At 66.1% G+C, this 20,505-nt stretch carries 17 protein-coding genes; 9 read left to right on the forward strand and 8 right to left on the reverse strand.

Features of this window, described 5'->3' with window-relative positions; genetic code table 11:
• The first annotated feature begins 182 nt into the window (after window positions 1-182).
• Window positions 183-1,235 (forward strand): zinc-dependent alcohol dehydrogenase family protein, encoded by a 1,053-nt coding sequence (locus F8O06_RS00165; protein WP_158036931.1) that lies wholly within the window; start codon window positions 183-185, stop codon window positions 1,233-1,235.
• A gap of 108 nt (window positions 1,236-1,343) precedes the next feature.
• Here the strand turns inward: F8O06_RS00165 and F8O06_RS12495 are convergent, their stop codons facing one another.
• The 5 genes from F8O06_RS12495 to F8O06_RS00190 form a co-directional block, all read right to left on the reverse strand.
• Window positions 1,344-2,786 (reverse strand): alkylhydroperoxidase domain protein, encoded by a 1,443-nt coding sequence (locus tag F8O06_RS12495; RefSeq protein WP_158036932.1) that lies wholly within the window; start codon window positions 2,784-2,786, stop codon window positions 1,344-1,346.
• 143 nt (window positions 2,787-2,929) lie between these two features.
• On the reverse strand, window positions 2,930-4,669 hold the full coding sequence (locus tag F8O06_RS00175; RefSeq protein WP_158036933.1) for a dipeptide ABC transporter ATP-binding protein: 1,740 nt from the start codon (window positions 4,667-4,669) through the stop codon (window positions 2,930-2,932).
• Complete coding sequence (locus tag F8O06_RS00180) at window positions 4,666-5,469, reverse strand: ABC transporter permease (protein WP_158036934.1); 804 nt, start codon at window positions 5,467-5,469, stop codon at window positions 4,666-4,668. The genes F8O06_RS00175 and F8O06_RS00180 overlap by 4 nt, the downstream gene beginning before the upstream one ends.
• On the reverse strand, window positions 5,466-6,401 hold the full coding sequence (locus tag F8O06_RS00185) for an ABC transporter permease (protein WP_158030461.1): 936 nt from the start codon (window positions 6,399-6,401) through the stop codon (window positions 5,466-5,468). Before F8O06_RS00185 ends, F8O06_RS00180 begins: the two co-directional genes overlap by 4 nt.
• A 34-nt stretch (window positions 6,402-6,435) precedes the next feature.
• Window positions 6,436-8,091 (reverse strand): TIGR04028 family ABC transporter substrate-binding protein, encoded by a 1,656-nt coding sequence (locus F8O06_RS00190; protein ID WP_158030460.1) that lies wholly within the window; start codon window positions 8,089-8,091, stop codon window positions 6,436-6,438.
• Window positions 8,092-8,214: 123 nt separating this feature from the next.
• Between F8O06_RS00190 and F8O06_RS12110 the strand changes: the two genes are divergently transcribed.
• Window positions 8,215-10,509, forward strand: coding sequence for an FAD/NAD(P)-binding protein (locus tag F8O06_RS12110; RefSeq protein ID WP_192496773.1), 2,295 nt, complete (start codon window positions 8,215-8,217; stop codon window positions 10,507-10,509).
• Between the two features lie 62 nt (window positions 10,510-10,571).
• Here F8O06_RS12110 and F8O06_RS00205 read toward each other — a convergent pair whose 3' ends face one another.
• The gene (locus tag F8O06_RS00205) at window positions 10,572-11,312 is read right to left on the reverse strand and encodes an ArsR/SmtB family transcription factor (RefSeq protein WP_158036935.1); all 741 of its coding nucleotides are present in this window, start codon (window positions 11,310-11,312) and stop codon (window positions 10,572-10,574) included.
• A gap of 65 nt (window positions 11,313-11,377) precedes the next feature.
• On the opposite strand from F8O06_RS00205, the gene F8O06_RS00210 reads away from it, so the two are divergent.
• Entirely contained in the window at window positions 11,378-12,595 is a 1,218-nt protein-coding gene (locus F8O06_RS00210) for an MFS transporter (RefSeq protein ID WP_158036936.1), read from the forward strand.
• A 53-nt stretch (window positions 12,596-12,648) separates the two neighbouring features.
• On the opposite strand, the gene F8O06_RS00215 is transcribed toward F8O06_RS00210, so the two are convergent.
• Window positions 12,649-13,581 (reverse strand): SDR family NAD(P)-dependent oxidoreductase, encoded by a 933-nt coding sequence (locus F8O06_RS00215; RefSeq protein ID WP_225733300.1) that lies wholly within the window; start codon window positions 13,579-13,581, stop codon window positions 12,649-12,651.
• A gap of 71 nt (window positions 13,582-13,652) precedes the next feature.
• Complete coding sequence (locus F8O06_RS00225; protein WP_158036937.1) at window positions 13,653-14,729, reverse strand: SPFH domain-containing protein; 1,077 nt, start codon at window positions 14,727-14,729, stop codon at window positions 13,653-13,655.
• Window positions 14,730-15,174: 445 nt separating this feature from the next.
• Between F8O06_RS00225 and F8O06_RS00230 the strand changes: the two genes are divergently transcribed.
• The 6 genes from F8O06_RS00230 to F8O06_RS00255 all read left to right on the forward strand — a co-directional run bounded on the left by F8O06_RS00230 (window position 15,175) and on the right by F8O06_RS00255 (window position 20,424).
• On the forward strand, window positions 15,175-15,453 hold the full coding sequence (locus tag F8O06_RS00230; RefSeq protein WP_158036938.1) for a glutaredoxin family protein: 279 nt from the start codon (window positions 15,175-15,177) through the stop codon (window positions 15,451-15,453).
• A 141-nt stretch (window positions 15,454-15,594) separates the two neighbouring features.
• Entirely contained in the window at window positions 15,595-16,527 is a 933-nt protein-coding gene (locus F8O06_RS00235) for a glycosyltransferase family 2 protein (protein WP_158036939.1), read from the forward strand.
• Between the two features lie 142 nt (window positions 16,528-16,669).
• Window positions 16,670-16,879, forward strand: a complete 210-nt coding sequence (locus tag F8O06_RS00240) for a hypothetical protein (protein WP_158036940.1) — start codon at window positions 16,670-16,672, stop codon at window positions 16,877-16,879.
• Between the two features lie 9 nt (window positions 16,880-16,888).
• Complete coding sequence (locus tag F8O06_RS00245) at window positions 16,889-17,158, forward strand: PLDc N-terminal domain-containing protein (protein ID WP_158036941.1); 270 nt, start codon at window positions 16,889-16,891, stop codon at window positions 17,156-17,158.
• Between the two features lie 73 nt (window positions 17,159-17,231).
• The gene (gene purT, locus F8O06_RS12310; protein WP_225733301.1) at window positions 17,232-18,719 is read left to right on the forward strand and encodes a formate-dependent phosphoribosylglycinamide formyltransferase; all 1,488 of its coding nucleotides are present in this window, start codon (window positions 17,232-17,234) and stop codon (window positions 18,717-18,719) included.
• Window positions 18,720-18,948: 229 nt separating this feature from the next.
• A complete protein-coding gene (locus F8O06_RS00255) occupies window positions 18,949-20,424 on the forward strand; it encodes an amino acid permease (RefSeq protein WP_158036942.1) in 1,476 nt (491 codons plus the stop codon).
• Window positions 20,425-20,505 lie beyond the last annotated feature (81 nt).

Genomic DNA, 20,505 nt, shown 5'->3' on the forward strand with positions numbered 1-20,505 from the left:
CCGTCAACCACGACTGAACGACCCAACAGTGCTGCACACGCGTCGCACTGTCTCAGGTTGAGACAGCAACCGCAAAAAGACGCCTCGAAGGCCGCCCGGCGACTGCCAGCATGAGATCACCGGGTGGCGATCCCGCCCAGTGTCGCATCACCGCGACACGAAATGATCTCAAGGAGGAAGTCATGAAGGGTCTTGTCTACGGCGGTCCTGGCGTTCGCGAGTGGAAGGACGTGCCGGATCCGGTCATCGAGAAGCCGACCGATGTGCTTGTCAAGATGGAGGCGACGACGATCTGCGGCAGCGATCTGCATGTGCTCAAGGGCGATGTTCCCGAGACTCCCGTCGGCACCGTGCTGGGGCACGAAGGCGTCGGTGTCGTCACCGAGGTCGGTGATGCTGTGAGCTCGATCAAGGTGGGCGATCGCCTGCTGCTGAGCTGCATGACGACCTGCGGCCACTGCGCCAACTGCCGCAAAGGTCTGCTCAGCCACTGCCTCGGCGACGAGGGTGCCGTCGGCGATGCGTGGGCTTTCGGCCACTACATCAACGGAACCCAGGCCGAGTACGTGCGCGTGCCCTATGCCGAGACGTCGTCGTACAGAATTCCCGCGGGCGTCAGCGACCGCGCGGCCATTCTGCTGAGCGACATACTGCCGACCGGTTTCGAGATCGGGGTGCAGAACGGCCAGGTCAAGCCAGGCGACACCGTCGCGATCATCGGTGCAGGCCCCGTGGGGCTCGCGGCTGTCGCCACGGCGGGTCTGCAGGGCGCAGCGAAGATCATCTCGGTCGACCTCGATGACAACCGACTGGCGCGGGCGAAGGAGTTCGGCGCCACTGCGGGCGTGAACTCCGGCGCCGCCGACTGGAAGGAACAGCTGCTGGCCTTCACCGACGGCGAGGGCGTCGATGTCGCCATGGAGGCCGTGGGCATCCCTCCCACTCTGCAGATGGCGACCGAGATCGTGCGTCCGGGTGGTCACGTGGCGAACATCGGCGTGCACGGCAAGCCGGTCGAGATCGCGATGCAGAAGCTCTGGACGAAGAACATCGGCATCACGATGGGTCTGGTGAACACCACATCGCTCGAGATGCTGCTGAATCTCGTTGCCGCCGGCAAGCTCGATGTCGAGAACTTCGTCACGCACGAGTTCTCATTCGACGAGTTCGAGAAAGCCTACGACGTCTTCGCCAACGCGGCAGAGACCAAGGCGCTCAAGGTGCTCATTCGCTGACCCGACCCGAGAATCGTCGAGACGGTGCAGCGGCGTGCGCAGGCGGCTCTGCTGTCAGCCGCAGAGCCGCTGCGCCGTCACACTGCACCGTCACGCGGTGCCGCCGCGCTAGGCCTGGTGCTGGTCGAGAAAGCGCTTCGGCACCTCGGGCTCGCCGAGACCGAGCATCAGCCGGTTCGCCCAGTTGAAGAACGCAGCGCCGTTGATGATGTCGATCACCTGCAGATCGTCGAGACCGGCCGTGCGCAGCACGTCAACATCGGCCTCGCCGAACTCGAGCGGGCTTAGCGTGAGCACCGCCGAGGCGCGCTCGATGGCGTTCCAGAGGTCGTCACCCAGGTCAGTGGCAGCTCCCCCGTTCAGCGCACCGGGGCCCACGCCTCGATCGAGCAGACGCTGCACGTCGGCCTGGCGCGAAGCCCCGGCGGCCTCCGACTCGTGACTGGCCCGCGCCGAATGCACCGAAGCGCAGTAGACACAGCCGTTCACTCGCGAGGTCACCGTCGCCGAGAGCTCGCGCTCGGCCCGGCCGATGCCGTCGTCGACGTTGAAGAAGATGTCCATGTCGGTCAGCGTGCGCGCCTCGAGGGCATCGGGGTCACGCACCAAGAGCCGGAAGTACGGGTTCTTCGCGCGCAGATCCTCCACCAGCGCCTCGCGGTGCCGATCAGTGAGCTCGTCTTCGGCGAGCGGCTCAAGCCACGGCACCCAGCCCAGCGAATGCTGCACGAAGTGCGTCGGCCGAGCGAGCTCCGGATAGATGCGCACCGGCGTGCCGACCGTGCCCAGCGTGTCAGCCGGCAGCGATGCGGGCTCACCCGTGGCATCCGCCGCTGCTGCGTGCGCCTCGTCGGCGAGCGCGATCACGTCTGCGTTCTCGTCGGTCGCAACCGACCCCGGCGGCGCCGCGTCGGGCGCGATGGCGGATGCCGGAGCCGGAGCCGTACCGGCCAGCGCCCGCAGCCCCCATGCGCTGCGCAGCTGGAACGCGAGAAAGGCGATGAGCTGCTCCAGACTGACCAGGTCGGTGGTCGACCATCCGGCCTCGCTGAGCGGCACAAGCATCTCGGGGCGTGAGTCGCGCGGGTGCAGCACCAGAATCTGCGCGAGCTGGAAGGCCGTCGACAGTCGTGCACCGAGGGCGTCGCGCTGCTCGTCGGTCAGACGCAGGTCGGGGCCGGGACGATTCTCGTTCGCCAGCTGCGGCTCGCGATAGATGCCGAACGGCCCCTGCACCCGATTGTTCGTCACGACCTCGTCGATGATGCCCGCCAGCCGCTTGACTGCGGTCTCGTCGTCGATCGCGTCAGAGAGCAGGTCGCGATAGAAGCTGCTGGCCTCGTCGAAGCCGTGCAGACCGGCCACCAGAGTCGCTACCGCATAGCGCTCGTCGTAGCCGAACGTGCCGGGCTGCTCGGGCTCGAGCAGGGCGGCGAAGCTGCGCTGAGCGTTCTCGCGCGCCTGCTGCCGATGGCTGCGCAGCTCGTCGAGAGCGCTGCCGGGCGTGATGCCGGCCAGCTGGTCGATGATGTCGACGTTCGGTTCAGTCATGATCGTTCCTTGTCTCGGGGATGCTGCGGTGCCGGTGCGGCGAAGTCGTGCGCTGGTCTGGGCTGGGCTGGTGCCCGGCTGATGCCGGGTCGTGCTGTGCCGTGGCTCACTCGGGCAGGGTCACAGCGGTCACGCAGCCATGCTCACTCGAGTGTTTCACGTGAAACACTCTTCGTGAAGGGCAGGCGACGTCCCGGGATCGCCGCGATGAGCTGCTGGGTGTACTCGGTCTCGGGATGCGCGAAGATGCGCTCCGTGGTGCCGGCCTCGACCTGCCGGCCATGGCTGAGCACGCTCACCGTGTCGGAGATCTGCTGCACGACGGCGAGGTCGTGCGAGATGAAGACATAGGTCAGAGCAAGCTCCTGCTGCAGCTTCGAGAGCAGCCGCAGGATCTGCGCCTGCACAGTGACGTCGAGCGCTGAGACCGCCTCATCGAGCACGATCAGCCGCGGCTGCAGCACCAGGGCACGCGCGATGGCCACGCGCTGCAGCTGGCCGCCGCTGAGCTCGCGCGGGCGGCGTTCGAGGGCGTCCTGAGGCAGCGCCACCAGATCGAGCTGCTCGGCGGCGCTGCGCCGACGCGACGCTTTGTCGCCGATGCCGAAGTTGGCCAACGGCTCGGCGATGATGTCGCCGATCGTCTGCTTCGGGTCGAGCGAGCTGTACGGGTTCTGATAGACGAGCTGAATGTCTCGGCGCAGCTGTCGGCGCGCCTTGCGGTCCAGCCCGAGAATGTCAGATCCATCGAAGAGGATGCTGCCCGAGGTCGGCGCGTTGAAGCCGGCGATGCTGCGGCCCGTCGTGGTCTTGCCCGAGCCGGACTCCCCCACAAGCGCATGCGTGGTGCCCGCCCGCACGGCGAACGACACGTCGTCGACCGCGACGAAGGGCTCCTTGCCACGCCCGCCACCGAACTCCTGACGCAGGTGTTCGACGCGCAGCAACGGAGCATCCGCCGCCGCGGTCGCCGAGGAATCGAGCGACGTCACAGCCGGACGCTTCCAGTGCACGGCCTCGGTGATGTGCGCGAACGAGGGCGCGTCATCGAGCAGCTGTCGGGTGTAGGCGTGCTGAGGGTTCGAGAGCACCTGCACCGCCGAACCGTGCTCGCGCACCTCGCCGTGCTGCATGACCACGACCTGGTCGGCACGATCACCGGCGACGGCGAGATCATGGGTGATGAAGAGGATGCCGGTGCCGTCCTGCGAACGCAGTTCGTCGAGCAGATCGAGGATGCGCTGCTGCACGGTCACGTCGAGCGCACTGGTGGGCTCGTCGGCGATGATCAGACGTGGCTGCAGCGCGATGGCCGCGGCGATGAGCACACGCTGCTTCATGCCGCCGCTGAGCTCGTGCGGGTATTGCCTCGCGCGCAGATCGGGCTGGTCGATGCCGACGCGCTCGAGCAGCTCGAACACGCGCCGGTTTCGGGCGTCGCGATCCTTCCAGCGGTGGATGCGCAGGGCCTCTGACACCGTCTCGCCGATGCGCTTGACGGGGTTGAGCGAGTTGTTCGGATCCTGCGGAATCAGGCCGATCTGACGCCCGCGCACCGCACGCCATTCGCGCGGCCCGAGGTCGGAGAGCACCGACGACGTCGCACGCACCGCGGCACCGTCTTCGGGTCTGTCCATGCTCACCTGATCGCCCACGCGCAGGTCGGGGCCCAGAGTGATGGTGCCGCGCACCAGTTCGGCGTTCGTCGGCAGCAGCCCCATCACGGCCTGCGCCGTGGTCGACTTGCCCGAGCCGGACTCGCCGACGACGGCAGTCACCTCGCCGGCGCGCACGCTGAGGTCGATGCCGTGCAGGGCGTCGATGTGCCCGCTGCGAGTGCGGTAGCGCACCGCGAGATCAGAGATGTTCAGCAGGTCGCTCATTGATCCGCTCCCTTCTGAATGGCCTGGCTCAGTCGGTTGGTGGCCAACACGACCAGCAGCACGACGATGCCCGGCAGCACGGTGAGCCACCAGGCGGTGGCCACGTAGTTGCGCCCTTCGGCGATCAGCAGCCCCCACTCAGGCGTGGGCGGCGGAGCGCCGTAGCCCAGAAAGCCCAGAGTCGAGATCTGCAGAATCGCGCTGCCGAACTGCAGCGCCGCGAGAGCCAGCACCGGGGCCAGCGAGTTGGGCAGAATGTGCCTGAGCAGCACGGTGCCGAAGGTGCCGCCGCTGCCGTAGGCCGCCTCGACGTACTCGCTCGCACGCACCTGCATCACCCGCGAGCGCGCCAGCCGTGCGAACGTGGCCACCGAGGTGACGCCCACCGCGATGGCGGCGTTGGTCGTGCCGAAGCCCAGCAGAATGATCACACTGAGCGACAGCAGCAGACCCGGAATCGACAGCAGCACGTCGACGATGCGCATGAGCACCGCATCCAGCGCCCCGCCGCGGGCACCCGCGAACAGACCGATCAGGCTGCCGACGACGAGGCCGACCAACACGGCGATCAGCGCGCCGCTGAGCGACTGCACCGCACCGTGCACGACGCGCGTGTAGAGATCGCGGCCAGTCTGATCGGTGCCGAACCAGTGCTGTGCGCTGGGGGCCTGCAGTGAGACTCCGGATGCCACAGTCGGGTCACCGGGGGCGAAGAGACCGGGCATGATGGCCCAGAGCACCGCGATGAACAGCACCAGCAGCGAGAGCAGCACTGTGGGTGTGCGCCAGATGCGTTTCATGACCGCACCTCCTTGCGCAGACGGGCGTCGAAGACCGGATAGAGCAGGTCGACGATCAGGTTGATGATGACGAACACGGCAGCCGAGATGATGACGACGGCCATCAGCACCGGAGTGTCTCGGTTGGCGACCGCCTGAGCGGTGATCTGACCGATGCCGGCACGACCGAAGACGGTCTCGGTCACGACTGCGCCACCGACCAGCTCGCCGAAGAGCAGACCGGCGATGGTCATGGTCGGCAGCAGCGCGTTCTTGGCCACGTTGCGCCAGAGCACCCAGCTGGTGCTCGCACCGCGAGCGCGCACCACGGTGACGAAGGGCTGCACCCTGACCTCGTCGATGCTGCGAATCAGCACCTGTGCGAGCGGGGCGGCGATCGGAATCGACAGGGTGAGCACCGGCATCACCAGCGACTGCGGGCCGCTGGCGCCGATCAGCGGAATCAGCTTGAGCTGGAACGAGAGCACCTGGATGAGGATGATGCCGATCCAGAACACCGGCACCGAGACGAACAGCGGCGGCAGTGTGCGAAAGATGCGGCGCAGCCAGGCGAACGCTCCGAACGTCGAGGTGAAGGCGATCGTCACGGCCAGCAGCACGGCGAGCGCGAAGCCCAGCAGTGCGAGCAGCAGTGTCGAGGGCAGGGCCTCTGAGAGCATCGTCGTCACCGCAGACCCGGTCTGTACCGAGTAGCCGAGCTGACCGGTCAGAAACCCGCCGAGCGAGATCAGATAGCGCAGCCAGACGGGCTGATCGGCACCGTACGAGCCGCGGATGTCAGCCAGTTGTTCGGGCGAGAGCCCGAGTTCGGGGCTGGCGTAGCGGGCCATCACGGCATCGCCGGGCAGAGCCGAGAGCAGCACGAAGGCCACGGTGTATGCGACCAGCAGCACCAGCAGCGCCTGCCCGGCGCGACGCAGAATGTAACTCATATGAGGCGATTCACCACTTCGTCCATGTTCGGCTCTACTTGTTCAGCCAGGTGCTGTAGAAGTCCGGACGGCCCACGGCCTCGGTCTTGAAGCCCTGCACGTACGACTGCAGGCCGAAGACCTGCGGCTCTTCGAAGATCGGCAGCACGTAGGCCTGCTCGCTGAGGTAGTCCTGCACCGCCTGGCTGGCGGCCTGACGTTCGGGAGCGGTGGGCTTCGACGCGACGTCCTGCAGCAGCTGCTCAAGGTGCGCGTCGCCATAGCTGCCGTCGCTCTTGTTCAGGTTCAGCAGCGTGTTGCGGTTCTCGCCGGCGAACTGGCTCTTGATCACGTCGTAGTCGGCGCGGCCGACCATCGAGTGGTACACCTGCACGGTGTCCTGATCGAGCGACGCAGCGGTCTGCGCAGCGTAGTCGCCCTGGTACAGGTTGACCTCGATGCCGATCTGCTTGAGCTGCTCCTGAATCTTGGTCACGACCTCTTTCGAGCGCGGCTGCGGCACGGCCTCGTTGAAGGTCAGCGACAGGCGCTGACCGTCTTTGGTGCGGATGCCGTCGGCCCCCGGCGTCCAGCCTGCCTCATCGAGCAGCTGCTTCGCTTTGTCCTGGTCGTACACGTAGTGCGACGACTGGTCTTTGTAGCCGGCGGCGTTCTTGGCCAGAGACGAGGTCGCCAGCGGGTAGGAGTCGGTGAACAGCGAGTCGATGATGTTCTGGCGATCGACGCCGGCGATGATCGCCTGGCGCACACGAATGTCGCTCAGACGCGAGTCGCGGAAACGGAAGTTCAGACCGTTGTTGACCCCGTTCGTGGCGGCGGCCACAAGCTGCAGGCCGGCACCGGTGACCTGTGCCTCGTCGGGTGCGGCGATCTGCCGGGCGACGTCGGCCTGGCCGGCGACGAGTGAGCCGATGCGCACGCTGTCTTCGCCCGCGAGCACGAAGTTGATCTGGTCGAGGTACGCACGACCCTGATGCGACGCCGAGGGCGGGGCCCAGTTGTAGTCGTCTCGGGCCTTCAGCGTGAGCTGCGTGCCCACCTGCTCGTCAGAGACCACGAACGGGCCCGAGCCGATCACGCCGGTGGCGTGGCCGGGGCCGAAGTCCTCGCTGCCCTTATCGAGCGTGGCGTTGGCGAGCAGCCCCGCGTTCAGCGTCGACGTGGCCTGCTCGAAGCCCGGTGCAGGCGCCTTGAAGTGGAACTTCACGGTGTGCGCATCGACGACCTCGCCGTGGTCGTAGTTGTTGATCTGCTCCGAGGCGGTGAGTTTGCGCCCCTTGTCGCCCTTGCCGAAGAGATCGAAGTTCTTGACCACGTTGGCGGCGTCGAGCGGCGTTCCGTCCGAGTAGGTGACGCCGTCTCGCAAGGTGAAGGTGTACTCGGTCGCGTCGGCGTTGACCTGCGGCAGCGAGGTCGCGATCCACGGCTTCAGCTCCAGGGTCTGCGGATCCTGGTACAGCAGACGGTCGGTGATGTTGTTCACGATTCCGCCGTTCGGGTACAGCCCCGCAGCAGGCGGATACAGCCCGTTGAACGTCTGCGCCTCGAGATAGGTGAGCGTTCCACCCGTCTTGGGGTCGCCGACCGGCTGCGACGAGCCGGAGCCGCTGGAGCATCCTGCCAACAGGGCGACAGATGAGGCGACTGCAGCTGATGCGAGCAGCGCGCGACGCAGGCGAGAGGTGCGCATGGTGACTCCTTCGGGTTCTGGGAACTGGCTTAGTTCACCCGACAACGTTCGATCGCGCCACCTTTCGCGTCACAAACTGAAACAGTGCGACACTGGGTTTCGACGCGTACGTAAGGTTCTTCAGTGCACACCACGAATTCCCTCCTCTCTTCACGCGCGGCCGACACTCGCCCGGCTGCGGCCACTCGGGCATCCATCGCCGTCGTCGGCGTCGGCCCTCGCGGCGTCTCGCTGATCGAGCGCCTGGGTGCCGCCATCGGCGTCGCGCAGAGCGCACACCCGGCACAGACCCCCGCGCCCATCGATCTGCACCTCGTCGACGATCAGCAGCTGGGCGCCGGTCGCATCTGGCGCACCGATCAGACGCGCACGCTGTGCATGAACACGCTCGCAGGCGCCGTGACGCTCTTCACCGAGCCCGGCGCGACCGTCGAGGGGCCGGTTCGCGAGGGGCCCACGATGTACGAGTGGGTGCTGCTCGCGCTCGACGCCGCACGCCGTGCGGGCATCGCGGCGACCGGGGACGCCACCTCGGCCGACCCCTTCGTCTCGGCGGATGCTGCGGCCGGGTTCGCCGCGCACGAACACGATGCGAGCGACACGGGTACGGCGCACGCATCGCATCCCACACATGCGCTGCACAGTGAGCAGCTCGCACAGATTTCTGAAGCGCATCGACGCGTCTGGGTGGAGCATCCTGCCGATCTGACCGCGCTGTCGCCGGTGCTCGACGAGATGGCCCGCACACGCCCCGAGTCGAACCCGACGCGTGCGCTCTATGGCGAGTACATCCGCTGGTGCCTGAACGTCGCCCTCGCCTGGCTGCCCGACAACGTACAGGTGCACCGCCACCATGCTCGCGTCGTCGGTCTCGCCGCTGCAGGGGCCGAAGCGGCCGGCATCGGTGAAATCGCCGGCGATGACGCCGACATCCTCACGCTCAGCGACGGCGAGCGCATCCGCGCCACGGCGACCGTGATCTCGGGCGGCTGGCTGCGCAACGCGCCCACCGTCGAGGAAGAGGCCCTGCGCCTGGCGACACACCGGCACCCGGAGCTGGTCTGGATCGCCCCGGACAACCCGATCGACCAGCCGCTCGAGAACGTGCCCGGCGGCGAGACCGCCCTCGTGCGCGGCACGGGCATGGGGTTCTTCGACGCGATGGCGCTGCTCACAATCGAGCGGGGCGGGCGGTTCGAGGTGACCCCCGAGACACGGTCGGGGCTCACCTACGTGGCCGGCGGCCGCGAGCCGAAGCTGCTCGTCTCGTCGACGCGCGGGTATCCGTTCCTGCCGAAGTCGGAGTACCACTCGCTGCCGCCGAAGGCCGACCTGCATCGGCTCGGCGCGGTCGTCCGTCGGCTCGAGAACGAGGCCGCGGCCGAGGCCCAGACCGACCGTCTCGTCGGCAGCATCGACTTCGACGCCGAGGTGTGGCCCGCGATCGTGCGCGACGCCTATGAGGCGCACGCCCGCACGCTGACGCGGGTGCGTCCGCAGGCTCTGCTCGTCGACCTCACCGAGATCGTCCACCTGATCGACACCACCCCGGCCGAGTTCGCCGCGCTCGACGCTGCGCTGGCGCCGGTGATTCCGCACGAAGACGACCGGTTCCATCCGGATCGCCTGATCACTCCCCTGGCGGGCATCGACACTGCACCACAGACCGAGGCGTCCTCCGCCGACGGGCGCGATGTCGCATCCGCCGTCGGAGCGCTCACGCAGCTGATCGGCAACCGCCTCGTCGGCGACCTGCACGAGGCCGAACTCGGCTTGGACAGCCCGATCAAGGCGGGCCTCTGGGCGTTCAGCGCCGCACGCAAGCCCTCGTCGGTGCTCGGTCGCGGCGGCCGCTTCACTTGGGAGTCGCGCTGCGGCCGCTACCACGATCTGATGAGCTTCGGCGGCATGATCGGTTCTGGGCCGCCCGCGTTCCGCAGTCGGCAGCTGCTCGCGCTGATCGACGCCGGTCTGGTGCACTTCGTCGGGGCGCACCCCACGCTGACGATCGACGAAGGCGGCGACTCGGAGGGTCCCGCGTTCGAGCTGCGCTCGCCCACCACTGGTGGCGGGCCTCTGCGCGCCCGCACCCTGATAGATGCGTGGATGCACTCCCCCGACGTGCGCATCTCGGCAGACCCGCTGCTCTCGAGCCTGCGTGCGGATGCTCGCGTGCGCCCGCACGAGCTGCGCCGCGCCGACGGCACTCGCCTTGAGGGCATCGCCCCCGATATCGATGTGGCGACGGGCTTGGTCGTGCATGCCGACGGCGAACTTGATGCACGGGTGCACGTGGCGGGCATCCCGCTCAACGAGCTACTCGGCGACGCGGTGATCAGCCCGATGCCCGGCACCGATCCGACGATGCTGCGCGAGACCGATCGCGTGGCTCGCAGTCTGGTGGCGCACGGGCTGTAGGGGTGCGGGGGCTGCGGGTCGGGGCTACCTAGGGAAGTTCTGCCGCATCCTGAGAAGCGCACTCAGAAGAGCTCGGCGAATCCTGCCTCGCCTGTCGAGGTGACGGTCACACTGCGGGGAATCCCGTTGCGTGCGATCCAACCCAGCTCGAAGAGTCGATCGGTGACCGCTGCTCCAAGTGAACCCGCGAGGTGATGAGCCTGCTCGGTCCAGTCCACGCAGTAGCGCAGGGGTCGCGAGGTCGAGAGACAGCAGTGTGCGACACCCCAGGCGGCAAGCGCCTGCGCACCGGCAGAAGTGAGCCGATAGCAGTCGCTCGTTCCCGACGATGAGAGCCGATCCCCGGTCTGCTCGGGATGATGCAGTCCATCACCACCGACGACCCAGCCTGCGGAGATGAGGTGTTGGAACAGCTCGACGCCCGCCTGACCAGCCAGATGCCGGTAGCAGGTGCGCCCGGCGCGTAGGGCGTGTGCCTGGGTGTCTTGACGCAGCGACGTAATGGGGGCACGCGGTGCGATTCGAGCAAGCGCTTCGATCACGCCTTCGATTTCGGTGGTCGCGAGACGGTAGTAGCGGTACCGACCCTGCTTCGACACGGTCACCAAGCCATGATTGAGCAGAATCGTCAAGTGGCTGCTGATTGTCGATGCAGACACACCGGCTTCTGCTGCCAAGCGGCCTGCAGGAAGTGCTCGCCCGTCGGCAAGCGCCATCAGCACCCGTGCCCGTCGTGGGTCGGCGAAAGCCACCGCGACTGCAGCGATGTCAGGCTCGCCCAGCGCTGAATCGATTCGTTCCATGCCTTGATCGTAGGCGGCGAATACTTCGACGACGGCTGAAACATCCCAGCCCGAGAATCAAGACCATGACGATGAATCTTCCACGCTGGTCCCTGTCGCTCGCACTGTGCAGCGGATACTTTCTGGTTCTGCTTGACGTCACCCTGATCAATGTTGCCCTGCCTCAGATTGGCATCGATCTGGACGCAGACACCGGTGGGCTTGCATGGGTGGTCGATGCCTACTCTGTGCCGTTGGCCGCGCTGCTGCTCGTGTCGGGCCTGCTTGGAGAACATATCGGCCACCGCACAGTCGTGCTGATCGGCATGCTCATCTTCGCATCTGCCTCTGCCGCATGCGGCTTGGCGCCGACGATCATCGCTCTCGTCGGGGCTCGCATGATTCAAGGCGTCGGGGCGGCGCTCATGTTGCCCGGGACTTTGGCCCTGCTCGTCGAGGTTAGTTCTGACGAGAGCACCCGCACCCGTCTGGTCGGGGTTTGGGCGGCCGTCGGAGGGGCGGCGCTTCCTGCCGGACCCCTGCTGGGTGGAATTCTGGTGCAATGGGCTGGGTGGCGGTCAGTCTTCTGGCTGTCAGTGCCGGTCATCGCTCTCGCGCTGATACCCGTGCTTGCCCTGCAGACGCCCGCCCGTCCGCAGCGGTCCGGCAGGTCGCGTCAATCACCCCCGCAACCACGTCAGACAGATGCGGTTCGGCTCGGCCTCGCCTCATTCGTTGCCGGGCTGATGAACCTGTGCGCTCTGGGCGGGCTGTTTCTGCTCACGCAGAACCTGCAGATTGTGCACCACCTCGACGCGCTGGCAGCAGGTTTGATGCTGCTGCCAGCGATGCTGCCGCTGCCTCTGCTCGGTGCACCGGCAGCCTGGCTCGCCACTCACATCGGCACCTGGCGTACAAGTGCGATCGGTGCACTCATCGCTGCGGTCGGCATGGCAGGGATCTCGTGGTGTCTGAGCGCGAACGCATCCAACCATGTCGGGTTGGCACTATTTCTCGCGCTGTGGGGTGCCGGTTTAGGCGTGCTCACCCCGGCTATCGTCGCCTCGGCGCTGAAGGCCACACCCGCTGCGCCAGGCCTGGCCTCTGGTGCGAGCAACACCGCCCGCCAGGCTGGAGGCGCACTCGGGATCGCCCTATTCGCAGCCGTGGCAGGCTCAGCTAGCTCGCCAGAGTTCACGGATCGTTCAGCCGCGGTGTTCATCGCTGCCACGAGTGCATTGGTGTTGGCCAGCGCCATCTGCCTCACGACCAGTCGCACGACTGCTCAGAAGTCTAGGACCTGACTAGCTGCTCACGTGCCTGCCGAACTCGGCTGATCTCAAGCCACTCCTGCAGATCAGGCGTCGAAGGCGTCGGAGATGCGATCACCGAGCTCGATGCGCGGGCGCACGTCGACATTGGTGATCTGAGTAGATGGCCCGGCATCGACGACGAAACGCACAGCACGAGCGATCTCTGCCGGATCGATGATCTCGTAGGCCGGCTTCGGCGCTTTCTCTGCTGCACGGGTCTCAGCACCCGCACTACCTGTGCCACCACGATTCATCTCGTGCAGCATCGGCGTATCGGTCGGGCCCGGGCTCACCGTGGTCACACGCACCCCGGCGTTGGCCTCTTCTTTGCGCAGCGAGTCGACGACGCCGAAGAGCGCGTGCTTCGACATGGCATAGACGGCATTGCCCGGCTGCGGATTCGACCCTGCCCCCGAGTTGATGAACACCGCGATACCGTGACTCGCCCTGAGCTTCGGCAGCAGTGCCGCAGTGAGCGCCGCCGGTGCGCCGACGTTCAGAGAGAAGTGCCGCTGCCACTCTGCGGCCGGCGCGTCAGCCACCGAGTTGCGGCGCGCGATGGCTGCGGCGTGCACCACGACATCCACCCGATCGACGACGGTCGCCAGCTCAGCGATCGCGTCGCGTTCGCCTCTCATGCTGTCGGTGACGCTGCCGCTGCCGTTCGCCTCGGCGCTGGCCACGTCATCGGCTCGGTCTGATGTGCTGCTGGACTCTCTACCAGCCGCGCCGTCTGCGACATCACGCATCTCGGCTGCGACTCGCGCGTCGAAGACGGCGGCGAGGTCGGCGGCGAACGGCTCGGCCCCGTGCTCGTGGGCAAGCTGCCGCAGGATGCTCTGGTCGCGCCCGACCGCGATCACACGATGGTCGCGGGCCAAGTCAGCGACGATGAGCCGCCCCATGCCTCCGGTGGCTCCGGTGACGATCGCGACCGGGAGGTCAACGTGGGTGCTGTCTGCTGCAGTCTCTGCCATCTCTGCGGCCTTTCTCGTCACGCCCGTCTCGCCTGCCCCCACGACATCTCGATGCTCGGTGCTGGGCGTCATCAGCGACCTGTCGGCTCACCGGTGCCGCCCGCACTCGAGCCACCGCCCGAGTTGCCGTCACGGCGTGCGCTGCCACGCTGAGCACCGCGCTCCGCCCCAGACTGATCGTCGCGATGGGTGCCTCGCTGGGCGGCCGCACGATTGCGGGCCTCGTCCAGGCTCTGCGCGACGCGCTGCTCTGTCTGCCCCTCGCGCACGGCATCCTGCGTCAGCAGTGCGGTGCGAATCTCGTCGCCAAGCTGCGAGACTCCGCCGGGGGTGCCGGGCAGCAGCACGGTCGTCGCGCCGTTGCGGCCGAGTGTGGTCAGCGTGTCGAAGTACTGCGTCAGCAGAATCAGGTTGATGACGTCAGACTCTTCGATGCCCTCATGTCGCAGCTCGGCGATCGACGCATGCAGACCGTCGATGATCGCCTTGCGCTGATTCGCGATGCCCTCGCCCTGCAGCTGCTTCGCTTCGGCCTCGGCTCGCGCCTCGGTGACCACGCGGATGCGATCGGCCTCGGCGAGATCCTGCGCGGCGACGCGTTCGCGCTGAGCGGCGTTGATGCGGTTCATTGCCGACTTCACGCTGGCGTCGGGATTGATGTCGGTGACCAGCGTCTTGATGATCTGGTAGCCGAACTCCCCCATTTCGCCGGCGAGCGCCGCGCCCACGGTCTGCGCGATGTCGTCTTTGCGCTCGAACGCCTCGTCGAGCTGCAGGTTCGGCACAGTGGCCCGCACCGCGTCGAAGACGTAGCTCTTGATCTGAGCCTCGGGATCATCGAGGCGGTACCACGCGTCGGCGACCCGCTGAGGCAGCACCGCGTACTGCACCGACACCAGCACGAGCACGAACACGTTGTCTTTGGTCTTGGTCTCGACCTGCAGGTCGAGCTGCTGCACACGCAGCGAGACCACGCCTGCCTTCTTCTCGATGAGTGGGATCTTGACGTTCAGACCCGGTTGTGCGATTCGCACGAAACGGCCAAAGCGTTCGATGATGGTGTTGGTCTGCGTCTGCACGGTGAAGAACGTGCCAAAGGCGAGCAGAATCAGGATGACGATGACGACGGCGAGAACGATGATTCCCATGGGATCACTTGCCCTTCAGGCTTCGGTGATGACTGGCCTCGCGCGCCGAGACGCTGCGGACCGCGGTTGCGCACATTGTACCGAAGCCCTCCGACAGCGTGTTGGCGCGCTGTTCCGATCACAGATGGTGCACGCCACTCCGACCTTCTGTCCTTTCGTTGCTCAGCTGCCTGCACGGCGACCGCACCCGCATCCGACGCACGAATTCACCACTCACCCAGGCGTGACGTTTCACGTGAAACATTCGCCGGCAAGTCGTCACCGATGATGGGGATGTCATGGACACGGATGCGGAACTATCGCGACCGCTGGGGGTCGCCTCAGAGGCTCTCAGCTCCGGCATCAGACCTGCAGCGGGAGGTAGAGTTCGTCGCCTAGGGGATCTCAGTGGCTGTGGCGGCAGAGGCGGCTCCGCGCAGACCGGTCACAGAGCTAAAGTGATCCCATGAGTTCCGAGACATCCGCATCCACATCTCCCATCACCTTCTTCGGTGCCGCCTGGTGCGGTGACTGCAGACGGGCCAAGGCCTTGCTCGATGACCTCCACGTGACCTACGACTATGTCGACCTCGTCGCAACTCCGGAGCGAGCCGAAGACGCGAAACGCATCAGTGGCCGCACCAACATCCCCGTCATCGCCTTCGCCGACGGCACCCACCAGGTCGAGCCGTCGAATGCCGAGCTCGAAGCCAAAGTGCGCGAACTCGGGGTCGTGCCCGAGTAAGGTCGTTGCGTCGCCACGGGGAGCTCCGTAGCTCAGTTGTAGGTCGCTGTCTCCTCACCTTTCGTGGGCGAGTATGACACGATCCACAGATGCGGAAAACCGCTCCGTCGCAATGCCAGGTGGGGCGATACTGTTGTCTTCATGACTGTCTCGGTGATCATCCGCACACATAACCGTCCCTGGTTCCTCCGCAGGGCACTTTCAGACATTGCGGCGCAGACGACTCCCCCCGACGAAGTGATCGTCGTGAATGACGGTGGTGAGAGCGCCGCCGTCGAGACCTCAACAGCCGAGTCCCCTCTGCAGATCCGCGTCATCACCAACGAGACCAAGCTCGGGCGCGCCGCCGCAGCCAATGTCGGAATACGCGCGGCGAGCAGCGACCTCATCACCATGCACGACGACGACGACACCTGGGCACCGACGTTCTTGGAAAAAACCACGACTTGGCTCGCCAAGAACCCGGAGTCTCCCGCGGTAGTCACCAAGATCGACATTATTGAGGAGTCTGTAACCGATGCCGGCGTGGTGACAGTCACTAGGCAGTACGCCTTCCAGCCACAGCTGCACGAAGTTACTCTCTTCGACCTCCTGCACACGAACCGCTTCACGCCGATCGGGTTCGTGTATCGCAAGGAGCTACACGATGAGCTCGGAGCTTTTGATACGTCCCTGCCAGTCGTCGAAGACTGGGACTGGCACATGCGTATCGCCGCGCGAGGGCCTATACCTGTCATCCAGACAGACTCAGCTCTCGCATTCTGGCGCCAAAGGCCGACCAGCACGGGCTCTGCAGGCAATAGTGTCGTTGTCGAGGCAGACGACCACGGCCGTTATGATCTCCTCCGCCGCGATGAGGCCCTGCGGAACGATCCGTCCGGAATCGGTGGGCTCCTCTACGTCACTCGATACCTCGATGATCGATTCCGTGAAACGCATGAGCACCTGGACCGGGCGCAAGGCGAAGTCCGCGAACTTCACGCACGGGTCGAACACCTCGAGAAAGCCATTCGAGACACGAGCGTGATCGAGTTCGCTCGGCACAAGTGGGAGAGGCTGCGTCGCCGCCACTGATCACACAGACGCCACCGACAGCCAAGTGAGTCAAGATCGAGCGTGCCGTCTCCAGTAGAGCCACCCCGCCCCTACAAACTCAGGCATCGCATGCGCTCAGGTAGCGGCAGTGTGCTGGCACTGAGGATACCTAATCGGCATCATGAGCTTTCCCGGCGACACCTGCGTAGACACCACTCGGCTCATGCGGCGAGCTCCAGACGAGCATATCGTCGCGCCAGTAGACGCAGGGCTCACCCCCGCGCATGCGGGGAACTCTGATACTTCGAACTTTCAGCTTGCGCAGATCGGGATCGCGTCGAATGCCGAGCTCGAAGCCAAAGTGCGCGAACTCGGGGTCGTGCCCGAGTAGGCTCGACACATGACGAAGAAACCCGCCTCGCAGGCTGCCACATCCGCATCGAAAACACCTGCGTCGAAACGTGGCCGTGAGATCGCCGTCACCGTCGTCGGCGTCACACAGGTCGCTCTCGCGGCCATCGCCGCTGCCGATCTGTCGCATCGGCGCTCAGATGAGGTGCACGGGCCGAAGATGGTCTGGTCGCTCGCGTTGAACATCCCGTGGGCCGGCCCGCTCTCGTACTTCGCGCTCGGCCGCAAAGACCCCACGTCTCTGCCCCGATTCAAGTGATCAGTTCGCTCGGCTAGACCGCGCGTCACGAAACGACGACCCTGGTGTGCTCCCAGTGCGCCACAATAGACGCATGAGCACCGCTGCAACCGCCACTGCATCCAACGACGACGAATCTCGTCGACCCGTCGACGCCTCTCGCTCCGAGAGCAGAGCGCCTGCTGCTGACCCGGCCGGTGCCGGCGGCTCTGTGCGCGACACGACGCCCGGCACCATCGGCACCCCGCTCACCCCGCATGCGACCCGCGCGCTGCTGCTGGGCTCCGGCGAGCTCGGCAAAGAGGTGACCATTGAACTGCAGCGTCTCGGCATCGAGACGGTCGCTGTCGACCGATATGCGAACGCACCGGCGCATCAGGTCGCCCACCGCGCACACGTGATCGACATGCAGGATCCCGCAGCACTGCGCAGTGTGCTCGAGACCGAACGACCTGACCTGATCATTCCCGAGATCGAGGCCATCGCGACCAGCGTGCTCGCCGAGATCGAAGCCGAACAGCCGTGGCCGGTTCGGGTGGTGCCCACCGCTCGCGCGACCGTGCTCACCATGGATCGCGAGGGCATCCGCCGTCTCGCGGCCGAGACCTTGGGGCTGCCCACCAGCCCGTACCGCTTCGTCGATTCGGTCGACGAGCTGCGCGTGGCCGTCGGCGAGCTCGGTCTGCCTGCGGTCATCAAGCCCGTTATGTCGTCGTCGGGTCATGGCCAGTCGGTGCTGCGCACACTCGACGACGTCGACGCTGCGTGGGATGCCGCCCAGACCGGGTCTCGCGGCCACGCTGCCGAGGGGCATGCTGTGCGCTGCATCGTCGAGGGCTTCGTCGACTTCGACGACGAAATCACCCAGCTCACAGTGCGCCACACCGGTGGCACCACGTTCCTCGACCCCGTGCACCACCTGCAGGTCGACGGCGACTACGCCGAATCATGGCAAATGCCGCATTCCGACACCTCATCCATGCCATGTTCCATGCCTCGATCGGTGGGCGACACAATTCCCATGTCTCGATCGGCGAGCGCCGCAGAGCTGCTTCCCAGCTCAGAGGGGCACGCCGAGAACCGTCCCCGCTACCAGGAAGAGGCCGCCCTCAGCGAGGCGATCGTCACCAAGGCCCGCGACGTCGCTCGGCGCATCACCGACGCGCTCGGCGGCTGGGGTCTCTTCGGGGTCGAACTCTTCGTCAAGGGCGACGAGGTCATCTTCAGCGAAGTCTCTCCCCGACCGCACGACACCGGGCTCGTCACGCTCGTCAGCCAGGATCTCAGCGAGTTCGCCCTGCACGCCCGCGCCGTGCTCGGGCTCCCCGTGGCCGAGCCTGAGCGCTTCCCAGGCGCGGCGGCGAGCGTGCCCGTCAAGGTCGCCGGCAGCGGCGTGCCGGTGTTCAAACATGTGGATGCGGCACTCGCCGCCGCCCCGACCGCGCAGCTGCGTCTCTTCGGCAAGCCTCGAGTCGACGGCGAGCGCCGTGTGGCGGTCGCTCTCGCCCGCGGAGCGAACGTCGATGAAGCCCGAGCACGCGCCCATGCGATCGCGAACGCCCTGCAAGTCGATCTCATCTGACCGACGGGCATAGCCGAACAGCGCCCACCGATTCGGCCAGAGAGCTGGGTACTCAGCATGGCCTCGTTGCCCGAAACGGCACGAGTGCGTATGCCCGAACCCCCGCCCGAGTGACCGCAGAGAGACCCGGACGAGAATGTTTCACGTGAAACATTCGCGAGCACGTGTGAGCACGTCAAGACGTTTCACGTGAAACGTCTGCAGCGCGTGTGGACTAGAATCGCGCTCCATGACCACACCTACACTCGAACGCAACCTACAGAACAGGCACCTGCAGCTCATCGCCATCGGCGGAGCCATCGGCACAGGCCTGTTCATGGGCAGCGGAAAGACCATCTCGCTGGCCGGCCCCAGCATCCTGCTCGTCTACGCGATCATCGGAACAATGCTGTTCTTCGTGATGCGCGCACTCGGCGAGCTGCTGCTCTCGAATCTGAACTATCGGTCGTTCGCCGATTTCGCCGGCGACCTGCTCGGGCCATGGGCGACGTTCTTCACCGGCTGGACATACTGGCTGTGCTGGGTCGTCACCGGCGTCGCCGACGTCATCGCGATCACCGGCTACACACGCTTCTGGTTTCCAGACATTCCGCTCTGGGTGCCCGCGATCCTGCTGATCGCCCTGCTGCTGGCTCTCAACCTGCCCACCGTGCGCAACTTCGGTGAGATCGAGTTCTGGTTCGCACTCATCAAGATCGTCGCCATCGCCGCACTCGTCATCGTGGGCATCATCATGCTCGTGACGCACTTTCAGACGCCGTCGGGCGACACCGCCTCGATCACGCACCTCTGGGATGAGGGAGGCTTCTTCCCGACCGGTTTCTGGGGCTTTGTCGCCGGATTCCAGATCGCCGTCTTCGCCTTCGTGGGCATCGAGCTCGTCGGCACCGCGGCCGCCGAGACACAGAACCCCCAGACGACGCTGCCGAAGGCGATCAACTCGATTCCCTGGCGCATCGTGCTGTTCTACCTGGGCTCTCTCTTCGTGATTCTGACAGTGAACCCGTGGAACAAGATCGACCCGACACAGTCACCCTTCGTCAACATGTTCGCGATGGCCGGCATCGGCATCGCCGCACACGTCGTCAACCTGGTCGTGCTCACCTCGGCCGCATCGTCGGCGAACAGCGGCATCTACTCGACCTCGCGCATGGTCTACGGCCTCGCCACCCAAGGCCACGCACCCTTCTGGCTCAGCGCCCTGAGCAAGCGTCGCGTGCCGAAGAACGCGCTGTTCTTCTCATGCACCTTCCTGCTCGCAGGCATCGTGCTGCTCTACGCCGGCGACTCGGTCATCGGCGCGTTCACGGTGATCACGACCATCTCGTCGGTGCTCTTCATCTTCGTCTGGACGATCATCCTCTGCAGCTACCTCGCCTATCGACGCAAACGCCCCGAGCTGCATGAGAAGTCGACCTACAGGCTGCCCGGCGGCATCGTCAGCGTGATCGTCGTGTTCGTCTTCTTCGCGTTCCTGCTCTGGGCGCTGACACAGGAACAGGACACCCTGCAGGCACTCATCGTCACGCCCGTCTGGTTCATTCTGCTGGCGGTCGTCTACTTCTTCATGCGGCACCGCATCAGCACCAACAAGACCGACCTGGCCGAGGTGGGCGTCGACATCACACCTCGCACCGAGCCGGTGCCCGGCACGAACAACGACGTGCCCGCCGACCGACCGGACACATCGACGAAGCGCGACTGACGCATCCGTCGCCCGACGCGGCGAGGCCCGCACCACGGAGCGTGGCCGCACCACAGAGCATGACCACACCGCAGAGCGTGA

It is taken from the genome of Pseudoclavibacter sp. CFCC 14310 (genome assembly GCF_008831165.1).
Classification (GTDB): domain Bacteria; phylum Actinomycetota; class Actinomycetes; order Actinomycetales; family Microbacteriaceae; genus Pseudoclavibacter_A.